Source organism: Alkalihalobacillus alcalophilus ATCC 27647 = CGMCC 1.3604, from assembly GCF_000292245.2.
Lineage (GTDB): Bacteria > Bacillota > Bacilli > Bacillales > Bacillaceae_D > Alkalihalobacillus > Alkalihalobacillus alcalophilus.
The window spans coordinates 13,694-30,736 of record NZ_ALPT02000050.1 but is presented as its reverse complement, the minus strand read 5'-3'; the positions used below and the strand labels follow the sequence as shown (position 1 = coordinate 30,736).

18 protein-coding genes are annotated in these 17,043 nt (G+C 36.9%); 14 read left to right on the top strand and 4 right to left on the bottom strand.

What is annotated here, in order from left to right; genetic code table 11:
- Positions 1-241: 241 nt before the first annotated feature.
- On the bottom strand, positions 242-1,171 hold the full coding sequence (locus BALCAV_RS13815) for a nuclease-related domain-containing protein (protein WP_040324028.1): 930 nt from the start codon (positions 1,169-1,171) through the stop codon (positions 242-244).
- 191 nt (positions 1,172-1,362) lie between these two features.
- Positions 1,363-2,559 (bottom strand): dicarboxylate/amino acid:cation symporter, encoded by a 1,197-nt coding sequence (locus BALCAV_RS13810; RefSeq protein WP_003322185.1) that lies wholly within the window; start codon positions 2,557-2,559, stop codon positions 1,363-1,365.
- A 206-nt stretch (positions 2,560-2,765) separates the two neighbouring features.
- On the opposite strand from BALCAV_RS13810, the gene sigY reads away from it, so the two are divergent.
- The 7 genes from sigY (at position 2,766) to BALCAV_RS13775 (ending at position 6,581) form a co-directional block, all read left to right on the top strand.
- The gene (gene sigY, locus BALCAV_RS13805; protein WP_003322184.1) at positions 2,766-3,311 is read left to right on the top strand and encodes an RNA polymerase sigma factor SigY; all 546 of its coding nucleotides are present in this window, start codon (positions 2,766-2,768) and stop codon (positions 3,309-3,311) included.
- A complete protein-coding gene (locus tag BALCAV_RS13800) occupies positions 3,301-3,630 on the top strand; it encodes a YxlC family protein (RefSeq protein WP_003322182.1) in 330 nt (109 codons plus the stop codon). The genes sigY and BALCAV_RS13800 overlap by 11 nt, the downstream gene beginning before the upstream one ends.
- Positions 3,627-3,839: a hypothetical protein gene (locus BALCAV_RS13795; RefSeq protein WP_040324027.1), complete on the top strand. Its 213-nt coding sequence runs from the start codon at positions 3,627-3,629 to the stop codon at positions 3,837-3,839. The genes BALCAV_RS13800 and BALCAV_RS13795 overlap by 4 nt, the downstream gene beginning before the upstream one ends.
- 25 nt (positions 3,840-3,864) lie before the next feature.
- Positions 3,865-4,065, top strand: a complete 201-nt coding sequence (locus tag BALCAV_RS13790; protein ID WP_003322180.1) for a PLDc N-terminal domain-containing protein — start codon at positions 3,865-3,867, stop codon at positions 4,063-4,065.
- A 10-nt stretch (positions 4,066-4,075) separates the two neighbouring features.
- Complete coding sequence (locus BALCAV_RS13785) at positions 4,076-4,966, top strand: ABC transporter ATP-binding protein (protein WP_003322179.1); 891 nt, start codon at positions 4,076-4,078, stop codon at positions 4,964-4,966.
- Positions 4,963-5,733, top strand: a complete 771-nt coding sequence (locus BALCAV_RS13780) for an ABC transporter permease (RefSeq protein WP_003322178.1) — start codon at positions 4,963-4,965, stop codon at positions 5,731-5,733. The genes BALCAV_RS13785 and BALCAV_RS13780 overlap by 4 nt, the downstream gene beginning before the upstream one ends.
- A 356-nt stretch (positions 5,734-6,089) precedes the next feature.
- Positions 6,090-6,581: an NUDIX hydrolase gene (locus tag BALCAV_RS13775; RefSeq protein WP_003322177.1), complete on the top strand. Its 492-nt coding sequence runs from the start codon at positions 6,090-6,092 to the stop codon at positions 6,579-6,581.
- Between the two features lie 459 nt (positions 6,582-7,040).
- Here BALCAV_RS13775 and BALCAV_RS13770 read toward each other — a convergent pair whose 3' ends face one another.
- On the bottom strand, positions 7,041-9,197 hold the full coding sequence (locus tag BALCAV_RS13770; protein ID WP_003321198.1) for an ATP-dependent Clp protease ATP-binding subunit: 2,157 nt from the start codon (positions 9,195-9,197) through the stop codon (positions 7,041-7,043).
- A 217-nt stretch (positions 9,198-9,414) separates the two neighbouring features.
- Between BALCAV_RS13770 and BALCAV_RS13765 the strand changes: the two genes are divergently transcribed.
- From BALCAV_RS13765 to BALCAV_RS13745, 6 genes are all read left to right on the top strand, one after another.
- Positions 9,415-10,536 carry an NAD(P)/FAD-dependent oxidoreductase gene (locus tag BALCAV_RS13765; RefSeq protein ID WP_003321199.1) on the top strand — a complete coding sequence of 374 codons (1,122 nt, stop codon included), beginning with the start codon at positions 9,415-9,417 and terminating at the stop codon, positions 10,534-10,536.
- Between the two features lie 8 nt (positions 10,537-10,544).
- On the top strand, positions 10,545-11,066 hold the full coding sequence (locus tag BALCAV_RS13760) for a hypothetical protein (RefSeq protein WP_003321200.1): 522 nt from the start codon (positions 10,545-10,547) through the stop codon (positions 11,064-11,066).
- A 327-nt stretch (positions 11,067-11,393) separates the two neighbouring features.
- Entirely contained in the window at positions 11,394-11,663 is a 270-nt protein-coding gene (locus tag BALCAV_RS13755) for a YkvA family protein (protein WP_003321201.1), read from the top strand.
- Between the two features lie 28 nt (positions 11,664-11,691).
- On the top strand, positions 11,692-12,507 hold the full coding sequence (locus tag BALCAV_RS13750; protein WP_003321202.1) for a TerC family protein: 816 nt from the start codon (positions 11,692-11,694) through the stop codon (positions 12,505-12,507).
- Positions 12,508-12,790: 283 nt separating this feature from the next.
- Positions 12,791-12,913, top strand: a complete 123-nt coding sequence (locus BALCAV_RS23115) for a hypothetical protein (protein WP_268746815.1) — start codon at positions 12,791-12,793, stop codon at positions 12,911-12,913.
- 89 nt (positions 12,914-13,002) lie between these two features.
- A complete protein-coding gene (locus BALCAV_RS13745; protein ID WP_003324059.1) occupies positions 13,003-14,721 on the top strand; it encodes a DEAD/DEAH box helicase in 1,719 nt (572 codons plus the stop codon).
- Positions 14,722-15,015: 294 nt separating this feature from the next.
- Here BALCAV_RS13745 and BALCAV_RS13740 read toward each other — a convergent pair whose 3' ends face one another.
- Entirely contained in the window at positions 15,016-16,179 is a 1,164-nt protein-coding gene (locus BALCAV_RS13740) for an endonuclease Q family protein (RefSeq protein WP_003324058.1), read from the bottom strand.
- Positions 16,180-16,396: 217 nt separating this feature from the next.
- On the opposite strand from BALCAV_RS13740, the gene BALCAV_RS13735 reads away from it, so the two are divergent.
- The gene (locus tag BALCAV_RS13735) at positions 16,397-17,017 is read left to right on the top strand and encodes a YhbD family protein (RefSeq protein WP_003324057.1); all 621 of its coding nucleotides are present in this window, start codon (positions 16,397-16,399) and stop codon (positions 17,015-17,017) included.
- Positions 17,018-17,043: the final 26 nt, after the last annotated feature.

Below are 17,043 nucleotides of genomic sequence, written 5' to 3'. Positions count from 1 at the left end.
AGAGTTCGGCGTAAAAAGAGGAGGGGTGAGAAGGAAAGAGCCGAGCAAGGCGTAGTTCGGCGTAAAAAGAGGAGGGGGGAGAAGGAAAGAGCCGAGCAAGGCGTAGTTCGGCGTAAAAAGAGGAAGAGAGAGAAGGAAAGAGCCGAAGCAGTGCGTAGTTCGGCGTAAAAATAGACAGTGAGAGAAGGAAGAAGCCAAGTAAGGCTGAGTTAGAGATAACCATTCGAGCAATCAATGCAATTTAAAGTGAAGGTTTAATAAAATATGAGTTGTTCGTTTGATCAACTCTTTGAAGGTGAGTTGTTAATATTTGGCGAATAGATCTTTTGGATGTGTTAGCAATGTTGCACCAATCCCAAATAGCATAAGTCGTCACTTTTTTATCAGGAAAAAGAAGCATGAATTCATGTGTTGTACGAATAACGGCTTGGTTTAACTTTTCTTTTGTTAAACAGTTTGTACAATGGATAGACTTTCCTTTGAAAAAAGTGTTTAGAGAACGACAGCCTTTACAGACAATTCCTTTGTTTAATTCTTCATATTGGTATTCAGGTAACCGAGTATAAGGATTGTCATCTAAGTGTGAGGCTAGAAGTTGCTTAGATAATTTAGTATGAAAAGAGGCCATTGTTTTTGTTTGCTTTTGTATTTTGGTGAGGAGACGTTCGAGTTGACTATAAAAAATAAAGGCTGAGGAGTTTTGGTGGGAGTGATATAAATAAAACTGAGGGTTAATAAAAATCACGTAAGAAGTAATGGGTGGATGATGAAGTTTGTTTTTTTGAAACCATTGTCGTAAAAATGTTTCGCTGCGTTTAACTTGGTCAAGTGGGTTTTGAATTTCGAGGTTGTTAATGCTGTAGAAACGGTCCTGACTAAAAATAAAATCGCCTTCGTAATTTTTAACTTCAAAAAGATATATTTTCTCTGGTGATATTACAAGTGAGTCAATTTGAAAGACACTTTTATCTTTTTCTAGTAATAAATCATGAAAAAGTAACCATTCATCGGGAAGCTGCTGGAGAAATTGAGCAAATTCTATTTCTCCTAAAAATCCTTTTTGGATACGTTCATATTCCGAATGGTCGCTGTCATCAAGACTACTGTGTCGTACAATTAAATGTTCAAGTAAATTTAATTGTGGCGGTTTAGTTTGTTGTTTTATGATCATCACATCCTCCTTATAAAACAAATAGTTATCCTTATTTTAAAGGTGAGGATAAGGTGATTCTATAACTTTGTGGAGAAACTTAACAGAGTTTCTTTCCAGCTAAAATGGAGTATAAATGGTTGAAAGTAAAAAGCCCAAAGTATCATTAAAATACTTTGGGCTTTTAGTGGTGTTAAAAGATTTATTTAATATTACTCTTTTGTTGCGGCTACTTCATTTAACTCTACTTCTTCAACCTCTTGTCCAATATCTTCTTTCGCAAACTTATCAACAAGGGTGATTACAGCACCATCTCCTGTAACATTGGCTGCTGTACCAAAGCTATCCTGTGCCATGTAGAGGGCAATCATTAATCCGATAGCGGCTTCTGTAAATCCGAGCATAGAAGTTAAGACACCAAGAGCAGCCATTACTGCTCCACCTGGGACTCCAGGTGCGGCAACCATTACAAGTCCTAACATAATGATTACTGGAATCATTTCGATAAAGCTTGGAATTGCAAGGCCAGGTAACATCATCATTACAGCCGTTGCACATAGTGTAATGGTAATCATACTACCTGATAAATGAATCGATGCTCCAAGTGGTATCCCGAAGTTCGCAATGCTCTCTCGTACTTTTGTTTGCTTAATAGAACGAAGAGTGACAGGAATAGTTGCGACACTACTCATCGTACCAAGTGCAGTGAAATAAGCAGGTAGCATTTTCTTTAAAATAGTAAATGGGTTTTGTTTAGTCATGATTCCTGCAATCGTATATTGAATCATTAACCAAACCCAATGTAAAATGATAACCATTAATAAAACGACACCGAATACTTGTAATGTAGTGAATACAGTCCCTTCAGAACCCATTTCGGCAAAAATACCGGCAATATAAAATGGAAGTAAAGGAATAATAATTTTTGCGATGACAAGTTCGACAATATTTTTTCCTTCATCAAAAATATTCTTAAGCCATTGGCCTTTTACTTTTGTTACTCCAATACCGAAAACAAAGGCCATCATTAAGGCGGTCATAACGCCCATTAATGGAGCAATTTCCAATTCGAGATATGGCAATAATGCAGAACCACTAACAAGTTCTTGATTTGTAGCAGATAATAAAGGAATGACATTTACAGCTACTAAAAACGCTAATACACCGGCTAAAATGGTTGATACAAATGAAATACTTACAGTTGAACCAACAAGTTTGCCTGAGCTTTTACCTAGCCCAGCTACTCCACTAGCAATGAAAAAGAGAATAATAAATGGGATAATAAAGGTAATAAAACTTCCGAAAAGCACTTTAAAGGTGATAAGAAGGCGAATTATGAAATCGGGGGCAAATAACCCTATTAAAATCCCGATAATAATCCCAGCAAGTAACTTAAGTATTAGTTTCATTCTAGTTGCTCCTTATGATCGTTTTTGTGTGTATTGCAGAAAGCGAATTCAGTTTCAAGTTTTACATGAATGAAATAATATTACAATATCAATTTGTTTATTCGGAATAGTGAATTAATTTAAAGGTGAAAAATTTAAGGTTATTTTGAACGAATAAGAACTTAAGAACGTCATATAGTTGAAGCAAAAAAAGAAGGGGGTGTCTTATGGAGCAGATAGAGGATTTAGCATTAATTACTAAAGTTTTGTTAGGGAATGAAGAAGCATATACGGACCTTTATGAAAGACACTACCCATTTCTTTTTAAATATTTATTGAAGCTCACCGTTAATGAAGAGCTAAGTAAGGACCTGGCCCAAGAAACAATGTTAAAGGCCTATCTCAAGTTAGCTTCCTATAAAGGAGAAAGTCAGTTTTCAACATGGCTTATTTCAATTGCCTCAAGACAATATTTAGATCATTTACGTAAGCGAAAAAGAGAAAAGGCAAAACTTGAACATATTAAAGAGTCCCTAACAAGACAGCTTAACTGGAAGGCCGATAAACAAGGGATATGCTGGAGTGAGACTTTTGTTGATTTCAATGATTTAGATGCAAACAGCAAGGTACCCATATTGCTCAAACATTATTATGGTTATCAATACGATGAGATTGCCAAAATGCTACAAATTCGCGAAGGCACGGTTAAATCACGTGTTCACAACGGTTTAAAGAAGATTAGAAAGGAATGGAGGAATGAAGATGAAAGATGATCAACATGAAAAGCGAATCATTCATGATCTCAAAAAAGATTGGCAGCAGCTTGAGCAATTAAATGACCACCATTTCCCTTCTCGTTTTGAAGCAGGGCAGCAAGTCGCCTTTTTTGTGAAAGAAAGGAAAAAACGATTGATTCGTGAGCTTCTCTTATTTGTTATTACAGCCTTAATTTTGTTAAGCATCACATTCTTTATATTTTTCCAGTCAGTTCTTTTATTTATAGTGATTCAAGTGTTTGCTTTTTTAATAGGTCCGATTATTTGGCTTGTTTTATTTAAAAAAGATCAACAAAGGGAGGGGAGGTTGTTATGAATGATTTGACCAACTTGTCAGATCTGGAAATATATGTACTCATTCCACTTCTGATTATCACCCTCTTGACTCAGAGTATCCTTTTGTTTATTGACGCCAAAAAAAGAAATAAATATCCTTGGTTTTGGGGGCTGTGGGGCTTAATTCAAGTGCCGATGCCGACTTTGTTTTATTTGTTATTTGTTTACATTCCGCATAAGAAAAGTTAAAAAAGAAGATGGGAGAGTTTAAAAAATGGAAATTATTAATGTGATTAACTGGTCTTTAGTAATGCCGATTATTATTTTGCAACTTATTTTAATGGTATTTGCTTTGTTTAATTGTGCGAAGCAGGCAGCCACAAATGGTCCAAAGTGGATGTGGGTTCTGATCATTATTTTTATAAATATTTTTGGACCAATTTTATATTTTATTATTGGTAGAAAAGCTGACTAGGAGGGGTACAATGCTCGTTCAAGTGCAAGAGTTAATGAAGGAATATAAGGGTGAAAAAGCGGTCAAGGATCTTTCTTTTCAAATAAAAAAAGGCAAATGTATTGCTTTATTAGGACCAAATGGAGCAGGGAAAACGACTACACTCAATATGCTTGCCGGGTTGTTACAACCTACATCAGGAACCATTCGTTTCGGTTCAGATGTAGCTGATGTAAGAGAACTAATAGGTTTTTTGCCACAACAACCTCATTTATTTGGATGGATGACAGCAGTTGAATTTTTAAAATTTAGTGGAGAACTTTCGGCGATGTCGACGCAAGAATTACAGCAACGAATTGATTTAGTGTTAGCCTTTGTTGGCTTAGAAAAGGCAAAAAAGAAACGGATTGCTGGATTTTCTGGAGGGATGAAACAAAGGCTAGGTCTTGCTCAAGCGATTTTGCATGAGCCTCCTTTATTAATTTTAGATGAACCAGTCTCTGCCCTCGATCCAACGGGGAGAAGGGGAGTGCTTGATTTAATTAGAAAAATGAAAAATGATATGACGATTATTTTTTCGACGCATATTTTGCATGATGCCGAACAAGTCTGTGATGAGGTATTGATATTAAAGGATGGCGAATTAAGATGGGACGGTACCTTAACAGATTTAAGAGATAGTCTAAAAACATCAAAGATCAAAATTAAAGCAAGAGAACCGATAAATGGTATTTTTGAAGAATTTTCTGAAAAAGTAGAGATAGAGTATGTCAGTGATTATGAAGTAGTTCTAACAGTTGAGCCTAATACGAATCCAAATCTATTTTGGCAAAAGCTGTTAGAACATCAGCACACGATTTTGTACTTTAATGCGAACCAAGCAACGCTAGAGGAAGCGTATTTGGAGGTGCTGACTAGATGAATCCTGTATTAGTTTTAGTTCGAAAAGAATTTACAGAAAGCCTTCGGAATGGTAAATGGATTTGGTTACCTGTTGCCCTAATTATACTCGGCATTTCTCAACCTTTAAGTCTTTATTATATGCCACAATTACTTGAAGTAGCTGGTGGTTTACCAGATGGTGCGGTTATTAATATTCCAACTCCCGATGCAGCTGAAGTGTTAATGGGGACACTCTCGCAATTTGGAATGTTAGGTACTTTACTTTTTGTGCTAGCTTCAATGAATATCATCTCAGCTGAGCGAAATAATGGCTCATTGACGTTTATTATGGTTCGACCTGTGACGGAATTTGAGTATATTCTAAGTAAATGGCTAGGAGCACTCGCTATTTTCGGTGTGAGTTTCTTTTTAAGTTATTTGCTCACTTGGTATTATACAGCTGAATTATTTTCGATGGTCGATATCACAAAGGTATTAATGAGTTTCCTTATTTATATGTTATGGATTTGTTTCGTACTGGCACTAACTTTATTTTGTGGCGTTTTATTAAAAAACGGGGGAGGAATTGCTGGGTTAAGTATTAGTATATTAGCCGTATTGGCATTAACGAGTTCATTAATGCCCGCTTTTATGAAGTGGAGCCCAACGAATTTACAAACAGAAGCAGGTCAAATCTTAATCAGTGATCCAACCTCAAGTTTATGGACGGCTGTAATTAGTACAGCTGTGTTTATCATCTTATTGCTTGGCGTAGCAGTTTGGCGTTTGAAACGTGGGTTATATTAAAAAAGAGACTGCTTATTATGTGTAAGTAGTTCAGATAACGTGGAGAAGTAATAGAACTAGCATTAGAAACCGAGTATAAAATCGCAAATGATTTATACTCGGTTTTCTATTGATACAAAAGGATTATTCCTGTTTTCATTGCCAAATTACCAAGTGAAATAGCATACCAATAAACTAATTGACAACAGTTATTGCCGTTCCGCTATTTCGTGTGTAATTATATCTATTATTAGAGATGTTGAAAAATAAAAAAAGTTATTAGGTAATTTATGTTAAAATACAAATGAAGAAAAATTATTCTTGTTCCGTTAACTAGCAGATGAGTTGAAGACGTTTAGGGTTATAAGGGGGAGTTCATGACTACAAAATATGTAAATTGGGGAGAAGCAAAAGTAAAATTAACCTGGAATTATGATAAACAACTCCCTCCAAGAGAACTAATAACAAGTGTTCATGGATTTTGTTTTAATGGTGATAATTTATTATTAGTCAATTTGAACCGTAGAGGTTGGGACTTTCCAGGAGGACATATTGAGAATGAAGAAACCGCTGAAGAATGTCTAAAGCGTGAAGTATATGAAGAAGGATATGTTACAGGAAGTTGTTCTCTTTTAGGGTATATTATAGTTGACCACAATGAAAACCCAAACTGGGATAAAAATAGTCCTTATCCAAAAGTAGGCTATCAAGTTTTTTATAGAATGAACATCGACCAATTACATGATTTTAAAGCCAAGTATGAGTCAGGAGAAAGAATTCTTATAAATCCAAGTGAAGTAACCGAATATTATCAAGATTGGAACGAACTGTACCAAGAAATACTTAATTATGCTGTAAGGCAATGGTGACCTGTCTTCAATTAAAGGGAGATTAAAGCAATTAACTCCCCTGAAAGAGGTTGGGACATAACTAGTTATAGAAAGTAGAAAACGAGTCCACAGAACATATTTTAGTTGTTTTTGGTTCTATATTTCTTGATTTTAAATTTTGTCACTTCACACTTTGACCTACAAGAGTGAAAACGAAGATCATCCTGTGTCTTAGTGGACGAAAACATGCGGAGACTCCCGTGGGAAGTAGTGGCAGGGCTGAAATCCACCGGCCTAGCCGGTTAGTTCAGTGCCTTGCGATTGACGCGGAGCATGATTTTCGGGAACGGTGAGAAGAACGCTATCCATCGCCAGTTACTTCGGATCCAATAAATATAATGAAAGCCGGTGACATTTTAAACGAGTAAAATGTCACCGGCTTTTCATATCAGAGGTGGGTTTTGTCTCAGCCTCTTTTATATAGATCTTTTCCTTCAATTAAGCTTGATTCGTAATAATAATATTGCCATCTGAAACATCGACTGTAATCTGTTTCACGTCTTCTTCATCTAAAATAAGATCGGTGATTCGATCTTCTAATTGCTCCTGAATCGTTCTTCTTAATGGTCTAGCACCGAATGCTTTGTGATAACCAAGCTCGGCTAGTTTCGCCTTGGCTGCGGCACTTACTTCGATTGTGATTCCTTGTTCAGCCACTGTTCCCTTTAGTTCCTCTAACATTAACTCGACAATTTGAATTAAGTTGTCTTTTTGTAAATGCTTGAATTCGATAATGTTGTCAAAACGGTTAAGGAATTCTGGTTTAAAGAAGCTTGAAAGTGAGTCAAGAACAGAAGCTTCCTTCATTGCTTCGTTCGATTTTTCAAACCCTACCTCGATCTTTTTCGTAGCAACTCCAGCATTACTTGTCATAATGATTACAGTATCTTTAAAACTTACTTTGCGGCCTTGGCTATCGGTTAAATGACCATCCTCTAAAATCTGTAAGAACATATGCTGGACATCTGGATGAGCCTTCTCGATTTCGTCTAATAAAATAATCGAATAGGGCTTACGACGAACTTTTTCCGTTAATTGTCCTGCTTCTTCATGACCGACATAACCAGGAGGTGAACCGATTAATTTGGAAACGGAATGCTTCTCCATATACTCACTCATATCCAGGCGAATCATCGCATCTTTTGACCCGAATAATTCTTCGGCGAGAGTTTTGGTTAATTCGGTTTTCCCTACACCAGTTGGACCGACAAACAGGAAGGAACCAATTGGACGGTGTTTGGCTTTTAAGCCTGCTCGGGAACGACGGATTGCTTTGGCGACTTTTTCTACCGCTTCCACCTGCCCAATGACTTTCTCTGCTAAACGAGGAGCTAAGTTTTTCATTTTGGTTGTTTCATTCTTTTGGATCTTTCCAACGGGAATCCCCGTTTTCTTCTCAATAATAAGCTCGATATCGCGAACGTCAACTGTTGGACGGTTTTGTTTGTGATTAGACTCTAATTTTTTTTCTAGGGAAGCTTCTTCATCGCGTAATTTGGCGGCTGTTTCGTAATCTTCTTGTTGAAGAGCCTGCTCTTTTTTAGTAGCTACTTCTTTTAGCCGTTTGTTAATGTCGTCTTGGCTTGTCATTCCAGCTTTTAGGTTTTGTTTTGAGCCTGCTTCATCTAAAAGGTCAATGGCTTTGTCTGGTAAAAAGCGATCTTGAATGTAACGAGCAGATAAGTTTACACAAGCGGCAAGAGCTTCATCACTATAAGCCACTTGATGATAGTCTTCATATTTGGAACGAATGCCTTTTAGGATCTCGGTTGCTTGTGCTACTGTTGGTTCATTTACCGTTACTGGCTGGAATCGACGTTCTAATGCGGCATCTTTTTCAATGTCGCGATATTCTTTTAAAGTCGTAGCCCCAACAAGTTGTAGTTCGCCACGAGCGAGGGCTGGTTTTAAAATATTCCCTGCATCCATTGAGCCTTCCGCAGACCCTGCTCCGACAATTAAATGAAGCTCATCGATAAAAAGAATCACATTTTTCTTTTGTTGTAATTCGGAAATCAATTGCTTCATTCGTTCTTCAAATTGACCACGAATGCCCGTGTTAGAGACAAGTGAAGCGACATCAAGTAAAATGACTTCTTTATTTTTGAGCTTTTCAGGTACATCCCCTTCAATAATTTTTAGGGCAAGCCCTTCGATAATCGCTGTTTTTCCGACACCTGGTTCTCCAATTAAGACAGGATTGTTTTTATTCCGTCGGTTTAAAATTTCCGTCACTCGTTCGACTTCTTCATCACGTCCAATAACCGGATCAATTAACCCTGCTTTGGCAGCATTTGTTAAGTTTTGACCATATTGATCTAGAAATCCACCGCCACCAGTTCCGCGATGTGCTGTTTTAGTCTGTGTAGTTTGTCCAGGTTGAAATGGCTGCTTGGCACCATTTATAAAGGATTCGAGAAAATCATCTATTCCCATAGAGTTAGGGAACCCTCCACCAAACCCTGCTGGAATTTTATTTCCTGCTTGTATTTCTTGATAACATTTTTGACAGAGCTGCATGGAATGTTGCTCTTGATTATATTGTAAACGAATATTGATAGTTGCTTCATGTTGCTGGCAATTTTGACAAATCATCATAAATTCCTCCTCTATTTTTAGAAAAGATAAGGTCAGTAAATTAGGTTTGACTTTGACTATCTTTGACCTTTGTTGAATTTATTATACTTTGACCTTTTCTGACTTTCAAGTGTTTTGCTTAAATTTTTGACTAATGTTAATCAATTCCTTGTTTGACCTTTGTTTATAAACGCTTCAGCTCTATAATAATAATGAAGAGAAAGGTGTGTAGGAAATGAAGAAGCATTATGTCATTATTGGGGCAGGTATTTTGGGGGCTTCGACGGCTTATCATTTAGCGAGAAAAGGGGAGAAAGTGACGATCATTGATCGAAATGATCAAGGAAAAGCAACGAATGTCGCAGCTGGAATTGTTAGCCCTTGGCTTTCGCAACGGCGAAATAAAGCGTGGTATCAGCTTGCTAAAAATGGTGCCGCCTATTATCCAAAATTAATCAAACAATTAGAAAAACTAGGTGAAACAGACACAGGCTATCAACAAGTAGGAGTATTAAATATTCATCCTGAAGAAAAAAGAATCGATAAATTATTATCGATTGCAAAGGAGCGGAAAGTGAATGCTCCCGAAATGGGCGAATTAAAAAAGTTCGACCAAGATCAAATAGTAAAACGGTTTCCACTTTTAACAGAACCATTATTTGCTGCTTTTGCAACAGGTGGAGCACGAGTTGATGGATATAAAATTTGTTTAGCATTGATCCGTGTGGCACTCAAAATGGGGGCAAACATGATAGAAGGCGACGCAAAATTGTTTATGGAAGGTGGACAAGTTGCTGGTGTCTGTATAAACGATAAAGTGATAAAAGCAGATGAAATAATCGTAACAACGGGTGCTTGGGGCCAAGAGGTTTTATTGCCACTTGGTGTTCATTTTCAAGTCAAACCACAAAAAGCTCAAATTTTAGAATTAGCTTACCAAAATCAAAACTCCGATAGATGGCCTGTTGTAATGGCACCAGGGACATTGTATTTATTAGCTTTTGAAAAAGGAAGGTTAGTTGTGGGGACAACGCATGAGGATGATACAGGTTTTGATACGAGACCGACAGCAGGTGCCATTCATGAAATTTTGACTAAAGCATTTGAACATGCACCAAACTTACAGGAAACAACGGTGGTGGAAACAAAGGTTGGTTTTCGACCTGTTGTTCCCCATTCTTTACCTGTCATCGGTCGATTGTCCAAATTCATGAATGTGTTAGTCGCCAATGGACTCGGTTCAAGTGGTTTGACGGTTGGTCCTTATCTTGGCAAGGAATTAGCGAAATTAGCTTTAAACGAACCGTTGGAAATTGACTTAGAAAATTACAAGCTTGAGACAGCGATTCAAGAGTAGGTGAGAGTATGTTTGATCCAACCGTTTTTGATAATTTAAAAATCGGATTTGAGAATTACTTATATGATTTAGATAATTTAGATGGAGAGATAAACATCATTAATCGCCGCGATGTATTGGAAATGGCAACCATGTCGAGAGAGTTTTCGCTATCTTTTCAATTAACAGAGGAAAAGGAGGTCACGGCCGAATTAATTCTCAAAACGGATTTGAATCAATTAGCGATGGAAATCCTTGAGCAAAAAGGATCAAATCCTAGTTGCCAATTAATCCTTTATTTTTATCTTGAAATGGATGATGTTGAATTACAATGTCCCCTTATTGAAAAGGAGATAAAAAAAATATGGGAGCATAGCATTGAATTCAATCAACGGCTATCTTATTTATATAAAAATCAAACAAGTGCTATTCATAACAGAGTTGAATTGATTTTTAATCGATTAGTTAGTGAGGAACAAATGAATGATATTCCTGAATTAGTTGATCATATTTTGCTTACTTTGCAAAAGTTAGAAAAAATCTCGAAATAAATTAGCCTAATGCAATAGGTGTTTGCCTAGTTTTTATTTTAATTTCTATAAAAATGAATTGACAAGTTAGGTGATTGGGATTACAGTAATAATATTAATTAGCTGAATAAACTTCCTAAAGGGGAGTAGCTTTAACAGCAAAGTCGTCATTACGGAGCAGATGCTCTCGGCTTTGTTGGCGACAGTTTGTGATGTTGTTAGCAAGACCTTTACTCGTTTGTGGTAAAGGTCTTTTTCTATTGTTTTTTTAAACCTTCGCCACGTGGTGAAGGTTTTTTTAGTTGTCAAGGGAGGGGTTATTAAAAAACGAATAAAGGATGGTAATAGATGAGACAGTTTTTTCGAAGGACGGCATTTTTATTAACGTTTTGGCGATCCATTCCGCAGATTTTTCGTTTTTATCGAATAAAAGAAATCAAATTATCAACAAAGCTTTTATACACGGGGGCCCTATTTGGTTATTTATTCTTGCCATATGATTTAATCCCTGATTTTATTATTGGCCTTGGCCTGGTTGATGATGTGTTAGTAATTGGCTTTTTACTCGATAGAATGATTAGAATCACGAAAGCACATGATAAAAAGATAAAAGCTTAAGGTGTGTAACTTGAGAGGAGTTTAATTAGTGGAACTTTCATTAATATTTGAATATGGTTGGGTATTATTATTACTCATTTTGTTAGAAGGAATTTTGGCTGCAGATAACGCTTTGGTTTTAGCGATTATGGTGAAACATTTACCTGAAAAGGAACGGAAAAGAGCGTTGTTTTATGGTTTGGCTGGGGCTTTTGTTTTCCGTCTTGGTTCGTTATTTGTGATTTCGTTCCTTGTTGATGTTTGGCAAGTCCAAGCGATTGGTGGGTTATACTTATTATTTATTGCATTAAATCATATCATAAGAAAATGGGTCTTTCGGAAACGACCAGAAGATGAAACAAAAAAGCCGAAAAAGAAATCTGGATTTTGGATGACTGTATTAAAGGTTGAAATTGCCGACATTGCTTTTGCAGTTGATTCGATTTTGGCTGCAGTTGCTTTAGCGATCGCTCTTCCACCATCAGGATTAGCCCCTATTGGCGGAATGGATGGCGGACAATTTTTAGTTATTTTAACAGGTGGGTTAATGGGAGTTGTGATCATGCGATTTGCCGCGACATGGTTTGTGAAACTTTTGCATGCTCGACCAGGTCTAGAAATTGCGGCGTTTATGATTGTCGGCTGGGTTGGGGTGAAATTAGTCATTTTAACCTTGTCACATGCAGACTTAGGTGTGATTCCACATGATTTTGCCCACTCGACGGGATGGAAATTATTCTTCTATGGTGTCCTTGTAGCGATTGCTGTAGGTGGTTGGTTCCTATCTAGTAAAAATCCGAATGCCGAAGAGGAAGTTGAAGAAGTCTTAGAGGAAGAGAATCAAGTGAAAGAAAAAGAACTCTAAATTAATATACGAAGAAACATGAAAGAGAACCCGTAAGTCAGAGATGGCTTTCGGGTTTTTTGGGTCTGTAGAATCATGGGAGGAGGTGGCCTGTGGATAAGCCAGAGGAACGCCATAATATGGCACGATAAAAGTAGGATCTTTTGTTTATCTACTTTCCGACAGAAGACTCCTGCCTCAATCGTTACGTGTGGCGTAGATGAATGTTGGTTGGCGGTAGCCAAAACGCTCCTCTTAATGATATAATAAGAACAAATGTTCGTTTTGTAAGGGAGTGAAAGCCGTGCTAGTCCATAAAGCCTATAAGTTCCGTATCTATCCAAGATTAGAGCAAACCGATCATTATCAAATCATGAACCAATTTTTTACGGATAAGGATCGTCTCTTACATCATTTATTTAATTAATGCCAAAAGAAACATTTCAGTTGCTAATACTCCTTTTAAAGCTATAGACTAGTAATATTGATTTTTTATCGTAAGTGGAGTTGGAGAAAATGATGAATAGTACGACAGAGAGAGACATCCAAAAATGTGTGGAGCTTTTAACAAAAAAATATCAAGTACCGACACGATTAATTATTCGTTTAATTGGAACAGAACGGGCAAAACAAATCGAGCAAATGGTTTTTAAAATGAGCGGCATTAAATTAACTGAGTTAAAATTAATTGAGATGGTTGTCCGCGAAAAAGGCGAAATGCTGTTTGCCGGTAGTGATATTAATGTAAGGGATTTAAGAACGTATTTACTGAAAAGTCTAGGCGAGAAAGAACTAATACAATTATATCAACGTAATCCAGATTCAAAAAAAGCGATTACTGCGTCTAAATATATGATCACACCATTAGTAAAGAAAAAATGGCTGATCGGCGGGAAATGGCCAAAGGATTTCGTTAGAACGTTAGGATTTCCACTTGCTTATGCAGGAATGGCGTCAGAGAGAAGCTTTGAAAAGGAACCCATTTTAGAGATTGAACCACGAAAAATGGTGCCACCACTTGTTGATTTTCAAGCAAACATAAAAGAGGATATGCTACGAGTGTTAAGGTTGGAAGGAGAACATACCCGTTGTGTCGTAACGATGCCAACTGGTACAGGGAAGACAAGGGTTGCAGTGGAAAGCTATATCGAGTGGATGCGTGAAGGTTTTGCAGATGGAAAGTATTTAATTTGGATTGCTCAAAGTGAAGAGTTATGTGAACAAGCAATCGACTGTATTGCCGATATGTGGCAGGAAAAAGAATACCCAGAACCGTTACGAATTTATCGTTATTTTGCAGGAAATAAAGTGAGGGATGAGCAATTACGAGGTGGGGCTGTTATTGCAAGTATTCAACAGCTTTATTACCGGGCAAAAGCAGATGATCCTGTTTTACAAGAGATGCTTCGCCATTGTGGGGCGATGATTATTGATGAAGCTCACCATGCCGTAGCACCGATGTACAGCTTGTTATTAGAAAAGGCAGAAGAACTAGTTGGGCCAAAGCTTTTTCCAATTTGCGGATTAACGGCCACTCCAGGGAGGAATGATGAGCAAACAGTGAATTTGGTCAATAAATTTGAAGCTTATTTAATTCAGCCTAAGACGGGGAGAAGCAATAGGGAAAATCCGTTAACTTATTTTCGAGAACGTGGTTATTTGGCCAAACCTAAGCATGTCATTTATCAATCAGGAAGAGCTTATGAAGTCGATGAGCAAAAAGTCCAAGCTGATGCTGAGTTAATTAGTGCTGAGCTGTTAAGTACACTGGCAAACGATGTGCAACGAAATGAACAAATTCTAACGCAATTGTTTAAGATTCCTAATGGTTCGAGTACACTTGTTTATACGTGCACAGTCGATCATGCGGAACAATTATCCCAGACAATGAATGCAATGGGCTATCGTTCAGCCGCTATTTCTGGGGAAACGCTAAAAGCAACGAGGCGAATTTATATCGATGCTTTTAAAAAAGGACAAATTCAATTTTTGTTCAATTATGGTGTGTTAACGACTGGATTTGATGCCCCAAAAACCGATTATATTGTTATTTGTCGACCGACTACAAGCATCATTTTATATGAACAAATTGTTGGCCGTGGATTACGTGGACCGAAATTCGGAGGGACTGAAACATGTACGATTATTGATTTTGCTGATAATTTATTAAGACTAGGCAAACCGCTCGCATACGCAAGGTTTCAAGGCTTTTGGGAACAAGAGGTCATGCAGTAGTAGAGAAGGTTTTTATTAACTTGAAAAATAAAGCTTGTTGTTGGCGATTTTTTATGATCACTAATACAGGCTTTTTAATATGGGCTTTTTCGCTGTTTTAAAAGAGGGAAAGTATGCTGCCAAAGAGAGGTGGTTGGTGTGTGAAAAGGAGGAAGAAACGAGGTCGAAAAAGATTTAGCCAAGGGTATTGTGGAAAATAGCAGGAGTACCCTCGTCTAGTTTCAAAAACGTCCCCTTGCTATATTGGAGACGTTTTGAGTAACTAGTTTGTATTTAATTTCTTGTAAGGGTTAATTATCCGAGTACCTTCCCATAAACACCCCCGCCTCCTTCTTTTAAGTTTAAGGTTCCGTGTCTTGCTGCGATAATCATATCGACGATTTTTCTCGGCACAACTTCCTCAAGCATAGCTGACTGCACCTCATGGAGAATTTTCATCTCTGTGCCAAAGTGGTTCTTTAATCTTTCTAATGTTTTTGGTCCAAGTCCTGGCAAATATTCTAATGGAACTTGGTGAATATATGGTGGTCGAGTAGGGAGATTTATATTCGTATCTTTTAGTTCTAATAATCGATTACTAACCCCTTTTGTAAAGCGGTGATGGTCGCATTGTAAACATTTTGTCTCATTGTTTATTTTTTTTGACAAACACTTTTCGCAGGCTGTTACATGATATTTTCCTAAGCGTGGGTTTAAACCGTAATTAGCAACGATTCCGCGACCGTGCTGCTGTTTTAAAGCGAGAGTAAATTCATCAAAGCTTGCTTCTTTAACAGAAAGCTTTTGATATTCTCTGCCAATTTTAGCAAGGGAATGGGCGTCAGAATTTGTGACAAAAGGATAGGAATGTAATTCACTTATTTGATCAGCCATACTAGTGTCTGAACTTAAACCAAGCTCGACTGCATCGATTAAATTGGGGTTAAATACTTCTGACAGTGAATGTTGAACTCCGCTACCGTAAAGGCTTTTAAATGGTGTAAAAATATGAGCAGGGATAAAAAGTCCACCGAGCTCTTTTACTTTCTCCTGAAGATTGGCTCCCGTTTCATAAATTCGCTGGGAACTTAAAGTACGGTTTTTCATGCGAGTTGAAAGCCATTCTGAAAATAACCACATCTTATCTATTGTAGGTAGAAAAGCTAAAACATGAAGAGGGCCTTGGCACTTCTCATCATAGATTTCAATTTCTGAACCTAATAATAAGGATGTCTGATTAAAAACAACCCCTCCCCCAGGATGCTCTGTACATGTGCCTTGCTGTACTCTTTTTTCTAATGTTTGGAGTATTTCTGGAACGTGACAATCAATGACACCAATCATATCGATCCCTTTTTCTTCACTTGCTTCATATAAAATGCGATCAATGGTTAAGGATTTTGAGCCTGTTATTTTTACGGGCCGACCTGATTCTGTTCGGCCAATATGGATATGTAAATCAGCAAAAATTGTCTTCATTTTTTCTCCTTTATTAAAGCGTCAAGTTTTGTTAATGATTATTCATGAACATTCTACGGTTGTCAAATTGAATAAAACAATGTCATATAAAATGATTTGAGAGAGCATTATGACTTTACTAAAAAGGTTTAATCTTTTCTTTTTATTAATAAACTTTACTGCGTAACAATGTTATGTTACATTGTTACTAGGATAAAATAGTGTGAGGCGATAACGAATGGATGATGAATTAATTTCTAAAAAGGATTTGTTAAAAGTAACTGGTATATCTTATGGTCAGCTTTATCGATGGAAGCGAAAAAATTTAATACCTGAAGAGTGGTTTATACGGAAGTCAGCTTTTACAGGGCAAGAAACGTTTTTTCCAAAAATAAAAATCCTTGAGCGAATTGATAAAATAATTCATCTGAAGGATGGTTTATCATTAGATCAACTCGCTGATAAACTAACAAAAGAAACAAATGACGTTTCTATTACTAAAAAAGCAGCAATGGAACGTAACATTGTTACAGATTATGTGCTTGATTTGTATGAATCTACATTCGGTGAATTAGATGTGTTGGATTTTTCACGACTTTTACAGCTCTATTTATTAGACGAGGTATTAAAAAGTGGTGAAATTAATTTAGAAGAAGGAAAACAGATAATTAAGCTTTTAAAAAAGCATGATTTAGCGTCTCAAAGTAACCTTGAACTTTTAATAATGAGAAAAATGGGCGTTACCTTTGTATTAGTTATGGAAACTGCTCAAATTTATTTAGAAGAATCAGTTAGGATAGCTGTGCGAATTCGTTTACAGGATATGAAGGAGAGATTAAATAATTTGGTATTTGATTAACTTGATCTGTCTTTAAAGTTGAACAG